The 14,067-nt window shown below is 71.0% G+C and carries 11 protein-coding genes; 3 read left to right on the top strand and 8 right to left on the bottom strand.

Annotated elements, in window-relative coordinates; translation table 11 throughout:
• Window positions 1-23: 23 nt before the first annotated feature.
• The 6 genes from BLQ91_RS13560 to BLQ91_RS13535 all read right to left on the bottom strand — a co-directional run bounded on the left by BLQ91_RS13560 (window position 24) and on the right by BLQ91_RS13535 (window position 6,676).
• Entirely contained in the window at window positions 24-1,991 is a 1,968-nt protein-coding gene (locus BLQ91_RS13560) for a PAT1 family protein (RefSeq protein WP_090097136.1), read from the bottom strand.
• A 48-nt stretch (window positions 1,992-2,039) separates the two neighbouring features.
• The gene (locus BLQ91_RS13555; RefSeq protein ID WP_245733389.1) at window positions 2,040-2,552 is read right to left on the bottom strand and encodes a YbaB/EbfC family nucleoid-associated protein; all 513 of its coding nucleotides are present in this window, start codon (window positions 2,550-2,552) and stop codon (window positions 2,040-2,042) included.
• A 41-nt stretch (window positions 2,553-2,593) separates the two neighbouring features.
• Window positions 2,594-3,349, bottom strand: a complete 756-nt coding sequence (locus BLQ91_RS13550) for an ESX secretion-associated protein EspG (protein ID WP_090097135.1) — start codon at window positions 3,347-3,349, stop codon at window positions 2,594-2,596.
• Window positions 3,346-5,085, bottom strand: coding sequence for a PPE domain-containing protein (locus BLQ91_RS41285; protein WP_176959726.1), 1,740 nt, complete (start codon window positions 5,083-5,085; stop codon window positions 3,346-3,348). Before BLQ91_RS41285 ends, BLQ91_RS13550 begins: the two co-directional genes overlap by 4 nt.
• Window positions 5,086-5,128: 43 nt before the next feature.
• Window positions 5,129-5,509: a hypothetical protein gene (locus tag BLQ91_RS13540; RefSeq protein ID WP_090097133.1), complete on the bottom strand. Its 381-nt coding sequence runs from the start codon at window positions 5,507-5,509 to the stop codon at window positions 5,129-5,131.
• Window positions 5,510-5,914: 405 nt separating this feature from the next.
• A complete protein-coding gene (locus tag BLQ91_RS13535) occupies window positions 5,915-6,676 on the bottom strand; it encodes an ESX secretion-associated protein EspG (protein WP_090097132.1) in 762 nt (253 codons plus the stop codon).
• A 410-nt stretch (window positions 6,677-7,086) separates the two neighbouring features.
• Here BLQ91_RS13535 and BLQ91_RS13530 point away from each other — a divergent pair, with 410 nt between their 5' ends.
• Window positions 7,087-8,664 carry an MFS transporter gene (locus BLQ91_RS13530; protein ID WP_245733388.1) on the top strand — a complete coding sequence of 526 codons (1,578 nt, stop codon included), beginning with the start codon at window positions 7,087-7,089 and terminating at the stop codon, window positions 8,662-8,664.
• A gap of 114 nt (window positions 8,665-8,778) precedes the next feature.
• On the top strand, window positions 8,779-10,122 hold the full coding sequence (locus tag BLQ91_RS13525) for a collagenase (protein ID WP_090097130.1): 1,344 nt from the start codon (window positions 8,779-8,781) through the stop codon (window positions 10,120-10,122).
• A 6-nt stretch (window positions 10,123-10,128) separates the two neighbouring features.
• On the opposite strand, the gene BLQ91_RS13520 is transcribed toward BLQ91_RS13525, so the two are convergent.
• The gene (locus BLQ91_RS13520; RefSeq protein WP_090097129.1) at window positions 10,129-11,073 is read right to left on the bottom strand and encodes a LysR family transcriptional regulator; all 945 of its coding nucleotides are present in this window, start codon (window positions 11,071-11,073) and stop codon (window positions 10,129-10,131) included.
• Between the two features lie 108 nt (window positions 11,074-11,181).
• On the opposite strand from BLQ91_RS13520, the gene BLQ91_RS13515 reads away from it, so the two are divergent.
• Window positions 11,182-12,558 (top strand): aminopeptidase P family protein, encoded by a 1,377-nt coding sequence (locus tag BLQ91_RS13515; RefSeq protein WP_090097128.1) that lies wholly within the window; start codon window positions 11,182-11,184, stop codon window positions 12,556-12,558.
• Here the strand turns inward: BLQ91_RS13515 and glpK are convergent.
• The gene (gene glpK, locus BLQ91_RS13510) at window positions 12,555-14,048 is read right to left on the bottom strand and encodes a glycerol kinase GlpK (protein ID WP_090097127.1); all 1,494 of its coding nucleotides are present in this window, start codon (window positions 14,046-14,048) and stop codon (window positions 12,555-12,557) included. The genes BLQ91_RS13515 and glpK overlap by 4 nt on opposite strands.
• Window positions 14,049-14,067 lie beyond the last annotated feature (19 nt).

Genomic DNA, 14,067 nt, shown 5'->3' with positions numbered 1-14,067 from the left:
CGGATCCCGGCTGTTGGCTGGACTTACTCTGTCGGCCGGACGGAACGGTGGAACGTCGGCTGCACCGGCTCGGCCGCCGCACCACCGGCCTGGGCCTCCACCTCGAAGGCGGCGGCCGGGCGCAACGGCTCGTCCGCCATGAGCGGGTTGACGCTCTCGTAGGCGGCGGGCTCGGCCTCGACGCGCGAGGCGTAGTAGGCCTCACGCGGCTGCGACGGCTCGAGAGCGTCATACGCGTGCGACATCTGCGTGCGCGCGAGCGGCTCGTAGCCCGTGGCCTGCTGGAGCGGCTCGGACGGCGTGTCCGCGCTCGTGTAGACCTCACGCGCCTGCATCGGCTGCACGGCCTCGTGCAGCGAACCGCCCGAGGTCATGCTGACGCCGGACACCATCGTCGAGTCCGAAGCCACGCCGCGGGAGAACGCCACCGGCGCCTCCACGGCCTCCGCGCGCTGGAACGCCATCGGGGCCTGGACCGCCTCGGCGCGCTGGAACGCCATCGGCGCCTGAACGGCCTCGGCACGCTGCATGGGCTGCAACGGCTGAGCCGCTTCCGTGCGGTGGACTGCCTGCATCGGCTCGACGGCATGCATCGCCTCAACGCGCTGCATGGGCTGCAGTGGCTGCATCGGCTCGGCGCGGTGGAACGGCTGCAGCGGCTCCGCTTGCACCGCTTCGGCGCGCTGGAACGGCTGCAACGGCTCTGCCTGTACGGCCCGCACGGCGTGGGCGGGCTGCAACGGCTCTGCCTGCATCGCTTCAACGCGCTGCATGGGCTGCAGCGGCTCTGCTTGCACCGCTTCGGCGCGTTGGAACGGCTGCAGCGGCTCTGCCTGTACGGCCCGCACGGCGTGGGCGGGCTGCAACGGCTCTGCCTGCATCGCTTCAACGCGCTGCATGGGCTGCAGCGGCTGCATCGGCTCGGCGCGGTGGAACGGCTGCAGCGGCTCCGCCTGCATCGCCCGTACGGCGTGCGTCGGCTGCAGGTGCTCTGCCTCCTGCATCGCCATCCGGGCCTGCGCCGGCTCGGCGTCGGCGAGGCGTGCCGAGTTGTGCAGCGTCGCCGTGGCGGTGCCGTTCGCGGGGGTCTCACCGGCAGTGGCACTCGGAGCCGTGCCGCCGCCGCCACCGGCGCCGCCGCCCTGGTTGTTCTTGACCGCCTCGTCGATCTTGTCGTTGACGCCGTCCTGGGCCTTGTAACCCTCGTAGATGATCTCGGCGGCGTCGGCGGAGTTCTCGAACCGCTCCCAGCCCTTGCTGATCTTCTCCATGATGTCGTCGAGGTCGCCGATGCGCTTCAGCTGGCGGCCGAGCGCGGCGACGACGCGGGCCACGCGCGCGGCGATGTTCACGCCCAGCGCGACGGCCTTGCCGACCGCGAAGCCGATGAAGATCGGGATCGACGCGCCGAACGTCGGGATCATCGCGGCGGCGGCGAGGATCGCGCCACCGATCAGCGAACCGATCAGCTGGGCGATCAGGTCGCGGACGATGTCGCGCAGCACGGTGACGAGCATGCCCATGATCGCGACGATCTTGGCCTTGCTCTCGACGGCGTTGGCGAGCTCGTCGAGCTCCTGGTACATGCCGTCCATGGACGTCTTGAAGCGCTCGGACGACTGACCGGTCCAGCCGTCGAACGTCGCGAGACCGTTCTTGTGGTCCTCGGCGAGCACCCGGAGCTCAGCCGCGCGGGCCTTGTTGGCCTCGACGTTGGCCTGGATCTCCTCCGGGTTGCCCATCAGCTGGTTCAGGGCGTCGCGCAGGAACGACACGTGCTCGATCAGCCAGCCGACACCGGCGCCGATGATGCTGCCGAGCGGGTCGATCGCGAGCATCACCGTGGCCGAGGCGGCACCGATGGCGTTGAACGTGATGTCCAGGGCCTTCTCGGTCTCGCTCTCGGCGTCCTTGCTGATGCCGTCGATCAGGCTGCCGTAGGCCTCGATGAACAGCGAGCCCTTGAGCTTGTTCTCCTCGGTGATCTTCATCCCGGGAGGAGACGAGAGTGGGGTTTCCGGCGCGGTCATCGCAGTTCCTTACCAGGGCTGGTTGTCGTCGTCATCGTCGTCGTCCGCGCGGGACCTGCCGCGGACGGGCTGCGGCTGGGGAGCCGCCGCGGGCCGGGATGCCGGCGGTGCCGCAGGGGCCGGTTCCGGGTCGTCGTCGATCTCGTCGTAGGCGTCGCCGGTCTCCTCGGCGTCCTCGTCGTCCGGGATGGAGTCCGAGACCATCTGGTAGGCCTCGGTGCCCTCGCCGAGCGGCTTGAACAGCTCCAGGACCTGCAGCGCGGCCTGCTTCTGGGCCTGCCGCGCCGTTTCCAGGATCGCCGCGGTGAGCCGGGCGGCGCCCAGTTCGACCGCGCGGTGCCCGAGCTGCAGGTTCTGCAGGCCGCCGTTCGGGCCCACCGTGACGGTCACCGAGCCGTCCTTCGACGTCACGGTGGCGGAGGCCGCCGCGAAGTTCTCCGTGAGGTCCTCCGACTTCTTCTTCAGGTCGGCCAGCTTGGCCTCGTACTCTTCGACCCACTGGGTGGGGTTCGCGGGGTTCACACGGTCCTCCGGCGGCGGCGGTTCAACTGAGACGCGTCAGATCACGCGAGCACAGCGTTGATACGGGTGGCGATGCGGTCGTTGTCGGTCGGCGAGAGGCTCAGCCAGCCGTCCGAGTTGACCATCAGGTAACGGCCCTGGTGGGTGTCGAACCAGTTGATGACGACACCGGACCGCTCCCGGCCGAGGGTGACGCCGAACTGGCCACCCGCGACGCGGTTCGAGGCGAGCTCGTCGAACTGCTTGGCGTCCTGGGCGGACAGACCGGCCTGCCGCAGCGCCTCCTGGTCGTCCACCCCGCCCTCGCCGAACAGGTCCTCCGCTGGCTTGGCCCCTTCGGCCTCCTGCAGCGCCACGGCTTCCTGCAGCGACTGGACCCGCACGTTGACCGCCGTGCCCGGTCCGGGCACGGCGTCGGGCAGGACCTTGACGATCTCGCGGGCGATGCCGGTCTCCCGGATCCCGAGCAGCCCCACCCGGTCGTCGTCGATGATCGCGAGCGCGGCGCGCTCGCCGTTCGAGACGGCGAGCGCCCGCACCGTGCGGTCGAGTCCGGCCACGGCGTCCACGGACACCTTGTGGTCGTCGAGCAGCCGCAGATGGCCTTCGAGGCGCTCGTTGTCGACGAGACCGCGCGAGCGCAGCTCCTCAAGCGTCCTCTCGGTCAGCACACGGCGTTCCTGCTCCGTCGCGCCCTCGCTGGGCACGTCCAGCGGGTAGGGCACGCTGCCGAGGTTCAGCGAGTGCCACAGGACGTCGAACTCGCGCGGCGTGAGCAGGAACTCAGGCGTGATCACGCGGGCTCGGCTCCCTTCGGCTTCTTGACCTTCGCCGCACCGATCACCGACGGGGGCAGGTTCTCGCCGGGGACCTCGAACAGGTCGCCGCCCATGATGTAGCTGGCGGAGCGGTGTTCCTTGTCCTCCTCGCCCCTGCCACCGGCGCCCGGAGCGCCACCCATGGGCGCGCCCGCACCCATGCCGGCACCGGCCGCCGCGGCGCCGCCGGGGCCCATGCCCATCGGCATGCCGCCGCGGGCCGCGTTCTGGACACCCGCCGCGCCACCGGACTGCATCGCGCCACCGGCACCCGCGGTACCACCCGCGCCACCGCCGAACGCGCCGCCGCCGGCACCACCACCGCCACCCGCGCCCATCTGCGGGGTGTACGGCATCGGGCCGCCCTTCATGCCGCCACCACCGCCGGCACCGCCACCACCGCCGGCACCGCCGCCACCGCCGGCGCCACCGCCCGCACCGCCACCGGCGCCGCCGGGACCGTTGTAGCCGGGCGCGGTCGGCGTGTAGGCCGCGGGACCCTTGGGGTTCTGCGGGGTGTAGCCGGGGTTCTGCGGGGTGTAGTTCGGGTTCGCGATGTCCCTGCCGACGACCGGGGCCTTGGGGATGTTCTGGTTCTGGCCGCCGCCGGACCTGCCGGTGCCGGCGCCGCCGAGCTGCGGCGTGTAGCCCGGGGCGGTCGGGGTGTAGCTGCTGCCGCCACCACCACCGCTGCCGCCGCTGCCGCTCGTGTACGTGCTGCCGGAGTTGCCACCCAGCTGCGGGGTGTAGCCCGGCGCGGTCGGCGTGTACGCCGCCGCGGTGTTGGTGCTCGTGCTGCCGGGGTTGTAGCCGGGCATCTGCGGCGTGTAGTTCGCGCCGCCACCGGCGCCACCGCCACCGCTGCCGGCACTGCCGGCACCGGTGTAGCCGGGCGCGGTCGGCGTGTAGGCCGCCGCGGCGGGCTGGGTCCCGGTCGTGGTGCCCGTGCCGGTACCCGCACCGGTGCCCGCGCCCGCTCCGGTGCCGGTACCGGCACCCGTGGGGGAGGGAGGAGCGGCCACGGCGGCGCCGCTCTGCGCGTGCGTCGCCATGAGGGCGTCCGCGCTGCCGTTGAGCGTGGGCACACCTCCCATGCGCTGCATCGCCATCACCGGCTGCTCGACCTGGCCGGTGTTCGGGTTGAACGGCGGCTTGAAGGTCGGGGTCGTCGAGTCGATCTGGCGGGAGTTGGTCTCCATGTCCGTCATCACGGCGACGGCGTGCTCGTGCGCCGCGCGCGAGGCGTGGTTGGCCTGGGCGATGTCCGCGGAGGCCAGCACGAACGCGGGGGTGCCCGGCTGCGAGAGCGCGGCCGCGGCCTTGTTCCAGTCGAACTGGATCGGCTGGGGCATCTGCGCGCGGGCGTTCTCCATGACGCGGCCCTGGTCCGCGACCTTGATGCCGACGTCGACCGCCGTGCGGGCGGTCTCGTCGACCCAGTCCCCGAGCTTCTTCATCGCGGCTCGGGCGGCCTCGGCGGCGTCACCGGTCCACTTGGACTCCGACGCGGCGATGACCGAGTTGATGGTGCGCGCCGCCTCGGTCAGCTCGTTGCCGTACTTGCCCCAGTCGGAGCCGATCTGGCCGGCTTGGCCGGGGTCGTTGTTGTTGTGCACCGCGGCGTAAAGCTCTTGGTGCGAACGAGACGCCCAGTTCTGCGGGTCCGTGAGGACCGGGACGTTCTCGATGTCGCTCGGGTCGGTCTCGGGGGGCATGACCGGCTCGCCTCTCACGTCGATGGATCAGCTGGCCACAAGATCAGCTGTTACCCATGTGCTTCTTCAGTTCGGCCTGCTGGTCCTCGTCGAGGCGGGTGAAGTTCTCGATCGCCTCGACGATCGAGTTCTTGGTCTGCTCGAGAACCGTGCGGTACGCGGTCATGACGCTGACGAACGAGTACTGCTCGCCCTCCGCGCGGTGGGTGAACTTGTCGCGCATCTTGTCGCCGACCGGGTTCGCTCCGAGCGGAGCCGGTCGGGCGATGCTGCTGGTCGCGCGTTCGATCCAGGAGTCGACCTGGTCGATCTGCGCCTGGAACTGCTTGCGGAGCTCCTCGCCCGCTGCCGGGTCGAGCTGAACCTGACCCGAGGAGACGGTCTCGCCGAGCGGGACAGCCTCTTTGTCACCGACGATGTACATGCGGGCAGTATCAAGGGTCTTTTCGCGCATCGCGCGCTTTGCCGCAGGTGAGTTACCAATTGAGACTGGGGGCCGCAAAGCGTTGCGGCGGAGGGAAACGGGCCACCTCCAGGTGAACGTACCGTAACAGGCCTGATGGTTTGCGCAGGTTGTGGGAGCGCTCTCGACCTCTTGCCCATTCGGGCATCCGAGCTCTGTTCACATCACTGGAACGGCCCTTGACCAGGCCCGTTGTGACCTAAATCACAGTGCGTGAAATCCGGGATTTAGGGCTGTCTTGAGGTTCGTCGTGCACGAATTCGCCCATCACCGGATCGGCTGAATCTGTCGAACGCCGAACGAGCGCGGGCGCACCCTGTGGGAGTACGTCCGCGTTGCCCGATTCGATCGGTTTCCTCCGGCCGGTCACGCCAGCACGGAGTCGATCCGCGTGGCGATCCGGTCGTTGTCGGTGGGGGAGAGGCTGAGCCACCCGTCGGAGCGGACCATGAGGTAGCGGCCCTGGTGGGTGTCGAACCAGTTGATGACCACGTCAGCGCGGTGCCGGCCGTGCGTGACGCCGAACTGGCCGCCCGCCACGCGGTTCGCCGCTAGCTCGTCCAGCTGGCGCGCGTCCTGTGCGGACAACCCGGCCCTGAGCAGCGCCTGGCGGTCGTCGAGCTCGTCGTCCGCGGCACCCCACGGGTCCTCGGACTCCTCCTCCTGCTCGGCCTCCTGCAGCGCCACCGCCTGCTGCAACGTCTCCAGTCGCACCGACAGCGCGCTGCCGGGACCGGCGACGCCGTCGGGCAGGACCCGCACGATCTCGCGGGCCAGCGCGGTGGGCCTGATCTCGGACAGGCCGACGCCGTCTCCGTCGATCACGGCCAGCACGCCCTGGTCGCCGTTGGAGGCGGCCAGCGCCCGCACGGTCCGGTCGAGCCCGGCGACGGCGTCCACGGACACGTCGTGGTCGCCGAGCAGGCGCAGCAGGTCCTCGAGTCGCAGGTCACCGGCGAGCCCGCGGCCCCGCAGGTCCGCGATCGTCCTGTCCTGCAACGCTTTGAGCTCGCTCTCCGTAGCTCCTTCGCTGGGCACGTCGAGCGGGTACGGCATCCTGCCGAGCCGCAGCGTCTGCCACAGCACCTCGAACTCGCGGGTCGACAGCAAGTACTGGGGCGTGATCACGAGTGCTCGGAACCTCTCTGCTCTGCCTGCTTTGCGCGCAGTATCGGGCAGGAATGGGGCAGGCGTTCATGAATGTGGGATTGCGTACCCGATTGGGACGGAATGTTCACAGTCCGTCGTACTGCCCGCAATCGGCCCGCTTTCGAGTCATTTGGCCAGGAAGGACCGTTGCGCGACGTGGATCGGGGGCCACTCTCAAGTTGCGCTCCGTGCTGGTGTGTGCGAGCGATCTTGGAGCCCAAGTGGGCACTGCGGGCGGACTGACGTGACGCAACTCACACACTTTTGAGGGAGCGTGCTGTGACCGGAGACAAAGATCATCGCCGCTGAATCCCATTTCACTCAATAACTTCAGTGTGAACCAAAACAAGTGCTCGGCGATGCGGACCCGTGGGTGTGAAGATCGAGCGGTGACAGCCTCCGCATGGGCGCCTCTGCGCCGCAGCGCGTTCCGCGCGCTGTGGCTCGCCCAGTTCGCCTCGAACATCGGCACCTGGGCGCAGACGGTCGGCGCCCAGTGGCTCATGGGTGACCTCGGCGGCAGCGCCCTGCAGGTCGCGCTCGTCCAGACGGCCACGACCCTGCCGGTGTTCCTGCTGGTGGTGCCGTCCGGAGCGCTCGGCGACATCCTGGACCGCCGGCACGTGCTGATCACCGGTCAGGCGCTGATGCTCGCGGGCGCGGGCGGCCTGGTGCTCCTCGCGGGCACGGACAGGGCGACGCCCGCGAGCCTGCTCGGGCTGCTCGCCCTGATGGCCGTCGGTCAGGCGCTGTCGATGCCGTCGTTCCAGGCGATCCAGCCGGAGCTGGTGCCGCGCGAGGAGATCCCCCAGGCCGCGCTGCTCAACGGCGTCAACATGAACGTCGGCCGCGCCATCGGTCCCGCGCTCGGCGGCCTGCTGATCGCGCTGGCGGGCTCGGAGGCGACGTTCGCGTTCAACACGGTCTCGTTCCTCGGCGTGCTGGTCGTGCTGGCGCGGTGGAAGAGGCCGTCGGACCACCGCCCGCTCGGCACCGAGCACATCACGACCGCGATGCGGTCGGGCGCGCGGTACGTGGCGAGCTCGCCGCTGTTCCGGCGCGTGCTCGCGAGGCTCGCGCTGTTCATCGTGTTCGGCAGCGGCCTGTGGGCCCTGCTGCCGGCAATCGCCCGCGGTCCGCTCCGGCTCGACGCCGGCGGGTACGGCGTACTGCTCGGCAGCGTCGGCGCGGGCGCGATCGGCGGCGCGTTCGTGGTGCCGAAGCTGTTGCGGCGCATGAGCAAGAACCGGATGGTGCTGCTCGCTACATGCGTCTACGCGGCCTCGACGAGCACCGCGGTGCTGACCGGCAGCCTCGCGCCGGTGATCGTGGCGATGCTGCTGACGGGTGCGTGCTGGATCGCCACGCTCTCGACGTTCAACGCCACCGCGCAGGTGCTGCTGCCGGCCTGGACCCGGGCCCGTGCGCTGGCCTACTACCAGCTGATCCTGATGGGCGGGCAGGCGCTCGGCGCCGTGGTGTGGGGCGTCGTCGCGGACGTCTACAGCTTGAAGGTAGCGATGATCGCGCCCGCGGTGGCGATGGTCGTGCTCGCCCTCGCGGCGTCGAGGTGGCTGCCGCTCAACGACAGGCCGCTCGACGTCAGCCCGGCGACCTACTGGGAGGAGCCGCCGGAGATCACCGACAGCGAGGCGGGGCCGGTGCTGGTCACCGTCGAGTGGCCGGTCGCGCCGGAGAACGAGGACGCGTTCATCGACGCCATGCAGCGCGTCGGCAGGGCACGCCGCCGCACCGGCGCCACGATGTGGGGCCTCTTCCGCGACACCGAGCAGCCCGAGACGTTCCTGGAGACCTTCACCGTGGCGACGTGGCAGGAGCACCTGCGCCAGCACGTGGAGCGCGGCACGGTCGTGGACCGGCACAACCAGGAGGCCGCGCGGGAGCTGGCCAAGGGGCCCGCGCACGTGCGGCACCTGCTGTTCGCCGAGCCGAGGAAGCCCCAGTAGCCCCAGTAGGCCCAGCGGGTGTCCCATAGCAGCGGGCTATGAGCGGAAGGGATGCTCGCGGGACGATGGGCGGTGTGACGCTCTAGGGCACCTCGAACCCTGCGGAGGAACCCGATGAGATCGTTCACCCTGGTCCTGGCGCTCTTAGGTGGCCTGCTCGCTCCCACGTCGGCACACGCTGCTCCCGCACCGGCCGGCACGCCGAACAGCCCCCTGCTGCCGCCGGTGATCGCCCGGAACCTGCACCACGACATCCCCGAGCCGGCGTTCCACGCCGCCGTCGCCGACTACCCGGCCGAGCTGCGCGCGTTGACGGCGGTGCTGGACAACTACACCAGCGCCGACGACGACGCGGTGCACGCCGGCATGCTCCTGCTCTACCACGGCCACGACCGCCCGGAGTTCCTCGCGGCCGTGCGGGCCGACACCGAGGTCCTGCGGGCGTTGCGCCGGTTCGTCCTGGCACACCTGGACCTCTTCGGCACCGGCCGCCAGTACCTGGTGCACAACGCCACCCGCGAGCTGGGCAGGTTCCTGCGGCACACCGACATCGCGCTCACCGCTCGTCCGCTGCTCGCGGACCTGGCCCACCGCGGTGACGTCGTCGGGCGCCTCGCGCCGCTGTGGGTGGGCGTCGCCGAGATGGTCGACTGGTACGACAAGGCGAACTGCCGCCGCTACGGCACCTGCGACTTCCGCGCGAAGATCGACCGCCGCGTCCTCACCGTCCGCCACACCTGCGGCCCCGCACTCAGGATCCGCGCCCAGCAGCTCACGCGCGCCCAGCTGAGCCGGACGTGCGCGTCGCTCGCCGGGCAGGACGCCGTGTTCCACCGCGTGGTGCGCGATCCCGGCCCCGTCGCCGGGGACGGCAACACCTCGCTCGAGGTCGTCGTCTTCGACACCGGCAACGACTACCGCACGTACGCCGGTGTGCTGTTCGACATCTCCACGAACAACGGGGGCACGTACCTCGAGGGCGACCCGGCGATGAACCAGGCGCGGTTCATCGCGCACGAGGCCGACTGGCTGCCGTCGTTCGCGATCTGGAACCTCAACCACGAGTACACCCACTACCTCGACGGCCGGTACGACCTGCACGGCGACTTCGAGGAGAACATGACCACGCCGACGGTGTGGTGGATCGAGGGCTTCGCGGAGCACCTCTCGTACAGCTACCGCGGCGAGGTCTACGCCGACGCGCTGGCCGAGGCGAAGAAGCAGACGTACGCGTTGAGCGCGCTCTTCGACACCACCTACGACCACGATGCCACGCGGGTCTACAACTGGGGGTACCTGGCGGTCCGGTACCTGCTGGAAAGGCACCCGGAGGACGTCGCGGCCGTGCTGGCGGACTACCGCGCGGGGGACTGGGCCGGTGCCCGGGACCACCTGACGCGGGCGGTCGGGACCCGGTACGACGCGGACTGGTACGGCTGGCTCGGCACGCTGAGCTGACGGAGCTCAGCCGGATGCCGTGAGGGCCGCTCCGCGTTCCTGCCACCAGGGCCGGAACACCGGGCTGGCCAGGGCCTGCTCGGCGTAGGCCCCCAGCACCTCGGCGAACACGCGGCTGGCCTGGTTCCAGGTCAGCCGCTCGCGCCGCCACGCGAACACCAGGCGCATCCGCAGCGGCGCCCCCGCCAGCGGTCGCACGACCACGCCGGGTCCTCCCTGCGACGTCGGCTCGACCAGCTGCACGGCCTTGCCCGCCGCGATCAGCTGCCGGCCTGCCCCGCTCGGCATCTCGAACCGGATCCGCGGCACGAACCCCGCCGCGCGGCACGCCGCCCTCAACGCGGTCAGCGATCCGTCCTCGGCGCCCGGCGGGCCGACCCACGACTCCCCGGCGAGGTCGGCCAGCTCCACCTCCGGGCGGCCGGCGAGCCGGTGACCGGCGGGCAGGGCGATGAACACCGGCACCCACGGCACGACGACCCGCTGCGCCACCCCGCGCGGCAGGCCCAGGTCGCCCTCCTCGTCGACCGCGATCACGGCCGCGTCGAGGTGGCCGTTCGCCAGCGCCAGCGCGAGGCCCGTCGAGGACGGGTCGACCACGAGCGTGATGTCGTCGAGCACCTGCTCCAGGCGCGTGTACAGCGGGCCGACGCACTCCATGTGCACCGAGCCGAGGCGGGAGGGTCCGTCCCGCTGGACCATGTCGGAGCCGAACGCGTCCAGCTCGACGAGCAGCAGGCGGGCGCGTTGCAGCATCTGGGCGCCCAGGGCGGTCGGTTCGGCGCCCGCGCGGCCGCGTTCGAAGAGCTTGCCGCCGACCAGGCGTTCCACGCGCTGCAGCAGGGTGGTGAGCGAGGGCTGGGAGATGCCGAGCTGCGTGGCGGCGCGCGAGAGGCTGCCCGCGTCGCCGATGGCGCAGACGGCCCGCAGGTGCCGGATCTCCAGGTCCATAGCCTGAGGCTATCCCCGATCGGGAGTGGCGAGACCGCTGCGGGAGGAGGGAGGGTGGCAGGCAGGACCGCTCTGAGAGGACGCGAATTGGCTCGGACACGCCGCGACATGGCGAAACTGGTGGACGCGGACGGGTTCCGCACCTACATCCGCGACGGCTGGGGTGAGTGGGACAGCTCGGTCGACCTGCCCGCGGGCACGGCCGAGGCGGCGCGGGCGCACCGCGCCAGGCTCACCCGGGAACTGCCCGGCAAGCGGATCGCGCTGGCCGCGGGGCGTGCGCACGTCCGGTCCAACGACACGTTCCACGAGTTCCGCGCCGACAGCGACTTCGTGTGGCTGACCGGCTGCCAGGTCGAAGGCGCCGTGCTGGTGCTGTGCGACGACGACGCCACGCTGTTCGTGCCGGTGCCGTCCGAGGCGCACAGCGTCGACTTCTTCGGTGACGCCGACCGCAGCCCGTTCTGGATCGGCGCCGCGGCGGGCCCGAAGGAGTGGGGCGAGGCGCTCGGCGTCACGGCCCGTCCGCTCGAGGACCTGGCGAACGCCCTGCGCGGCCGCCACCCCGAGACGCTCGTCGCCAAGGGCGTCGACCCGCTGCTCGACGCGCTGACCGGTTCGCACAGTGACGAGCTGCGCACCGTTCTCGCGGAGCTGCGCCGTATCAAGGACGACTGGGAGGTCGAGCAGCTCCGCCAGGCCGTCGACGCGAGCGTCAAGGGCTTCGCCGACGTCGCCATGGAGCTCGGCCAGGCCGTGCGCGGCGGGGGAGAGCGCTGGCTGCAGGGCACGTTCGACCGCCGTGCCCGCACCGAGGGCAAGGGCCCCGGCTACACCTCGATCGTCGCCGCCGGGCCGCACGCCCCGGTGCTGCACTGGACGCGCTGCGACGGCCGCGTCAACGAAGCCGACCTGCTGCTGCTCGACGCCGGTGTGGAGATGAACTCCCTCTACACCGCCGACGTCACCCGGACGTTCCCGGTGAGCGGTGAGTTCAGCGGGCCGCAGCGCCAGGTCTACGACCTCGTGCACAGGTCGCACGTGGCGGCGCTCGCCGAGGTCCGGCCGGGCAACGACTACAGCGCCTTCCACCACACCGCCATGCGCGTGCTCGCCGAGGGCCTGCACGACTGGGGGCTGCTGCCGGTCAGCGTCGACAAGGCGCTCGACCCGTCCGGTCAGCACCACCGCCGCTACATCGTCTGCGGCACCGGGCACTTCCTGGGCCTCGACGTGCACGACTGCGCCGACGCCCGGCAGGAGACCTACCAGCAGGGCGTCCTCGAGCGCGGCATGGCGCTGACCGTCGAGCCGGGCCTGTACTTCCACCCCAACGACGAGACCCTGCCGCCGGAGCTGCGGGGCATCGGCGTGCGCATCGAGGACGACCTCGTGGTCACCTCGACCGGCGCGGACGTCCTCTCGGACGCGTTGCCGATCGAGGCGGACGACGTGGCCGCCTGGGTGCGCAAGCAGCGTTCCTAAGTGGACGGGCTGGAGCGGGCCCACGCGAACGTGAGTTCCACGGCCCGCTTCCAGTTCGCGTACTCGGCCTCGCGGTACTTCGCGTCCATCACCGGGTTCCACCGCGCCGCCAGGTGCCAGTTGCGGCGCAGTCCCTCGAGGTCCGGCCAGTACCCGGCGGCGAGGCCGGCGGCGTAGGCGGCGCCCAGCGACACCGTCTCCGCGACCAGCGGCCGCTGCACCGGGATGTCCAGCACGTCCGCGATGAACTGCATCAGCAGGTGGTCGGCCGTCATGCCGCCGTCCACCTTGAGCACCGGCGTCGGCGCCCCGAGGTCGGCGTTCATCGCGTCCACGACCTCGCGCGTCTGCCAGCCGGTCGCCTCCAGCACGGCCCGCGCCAGGTGGCCCTTGTTGATGTACGAGGTCAGCCCGACGACGAGGCCGCGCGCCTGCGCGAGCCAGTGCGGCGCGAACAGGCCCGAGAACGCCGGCACGATGTAGCAGCCACCGTTGTCCTTCACCGTGCGCGCCAGCGTCTCGATCTCCGGCGCGGAGTGGATCAGCCCGAGGTTGTCGCGGAACCACTGCACCAGCGACCCGGCGACGGCGATCGAGCCCTCCAGCGCGTACGCCGGTTCCCCGCCGATCTGGTAGCCGATCGTGGTCAGCAGGCCGTGCTTCGACCGCACGAGCTCGTCGCCGGTGTTCATCAGCAGGAAGCCGCCGGTGCCGTACGTGCCCTTGATCGAGCCCTTTTCGAAGCACGTCTGCCCGAACAGCGCCGCGTGCTGGTCGCCCAGTGCCGCCGTGATCGAGATGCCCGGCACCACCCGCGTCGTGACACCGCTGATCTCGGTCGACGGGCGGATCTCCGGCAGCACCACCGAAGGCACGCCGAAGAACTCCAGCAGCATCGGATCCCATTGCCGCGTCGAGAGGTTCATCAGCATCGTCCGCGACGCGTTGGTCACGTCGGTGACGTGCAGGCCGCCGTTGACGCCGCCGGTGAGGTTCCAGATCAGCCAGGTGTCCATGGTGCCGAACAGGACGTCGCCGCGTTCGGCCCTGGCGCGCAGCCCGGCGGTGTTGTCGAGCATCCAGCGCAGCGACGGCGCCGAGAAGTAGGTCGCGAGCGGCAGGCCGCAGCGGTCGCGGACCTCCTCGATGCCGGGCTGCTTTCCCAGTGACGCGACGAGTTCCTCGGTGCGGATGTCCTCCCACACGATCGCGCGGCCGACCGGGACGCCGGTGTGGCGGTCCCACAGCACGAACGTCTCGCGCTGGTTCGTGATGCCCATCGCGACGACCTGCTCGGCGCCGATTCCCGCCTGCCGCAACGCCTGCGGCACGATCCGGTCGACGTTGCGCCAGATCTCCACCGCGTCCTGCTCGACCCAGCCCGGCCGCGGGTGGTACTGGCGGTGCTCGCGCTGCGCGACCGCGACCAGGCGGGCGTTCTGGTCGAAGACGATGCAGCGCGTCGACGTCGTCCCCTGGTCGATCGCCATTACGAACCGTTGCACGGCG

It is taken from the genome of Lentzea jiangxiensis, assembly GCF_900104175.1.
In the GTDB taxonomy this organism is placed as follows: domain Bacteria; phylum Actinomycetota; class Actinomycetes; order Mycobacteriales; family Pseudonocardiaceae; genus Lentzea; species Lentzea jiangxiensis.
Note: the sequence above shows the minus strand (reverse complement) of the source record. Positions and strands in the feature narration are given on the sequence as shown.

What these genes read in the sequence shown, in the direction of transcription:
- BLQ91_RS13560 (WP_090097136.1), bottom strand. Translation starts at nt 1,991, where the DNA reads ATGAAGATCACCGAGGAGAACAAGCTCAAGGGCTCGCTGTTCATCGAG.
- BLQ91_RS41285 (WP_176959726.1), bottom strand. Translation starts at nt 5,085, where the DNA reads ATGCCCCCCGAGACCGACCCGAGCGACATCGAGAACGTCCCGGTCCTC.
- BLQ91_RS13515 (WP_090097128.1), top strand. Translation starts at nt 11,182, where the DNA reads ATGGCGAAACTGGTGGACGCGGACGGGTTCCGCACCTACATCCGCGAC.
- BLQ91_RS13520 (WP_090097129.1), bottom strand. Translation starts at nt 11,073, where the DNA reads ATGGACCTGGAGATCCGGCACCTGCGGGCCGTCTGCGCCATCGGCGAC.
- glpK (WP_090097127.1), bottom strand. Translation starts at nt 14,048, where the DNA reads ATGGCGATCGACCAGGGGACGACGTCGACGCGCTGCATCGTCTTCGAC.
- BLQ91_RS13540 (WP_090097133.1), bottom strand. Translation starts at nt 5,509, where the DNA reads ATGTACATCGTCGGTGACAAAGAGGCTGTCCCGCTCGGCGAGACCGTC.
- BLQ91_RS13525 (WP_090097130.1), top strand. Translation starts at nt 8,779, where the DNA reads ATGAGATCGTTCACCCTGGTCCTGGCGCTCTTAGGTGGCCTGCTCGCT.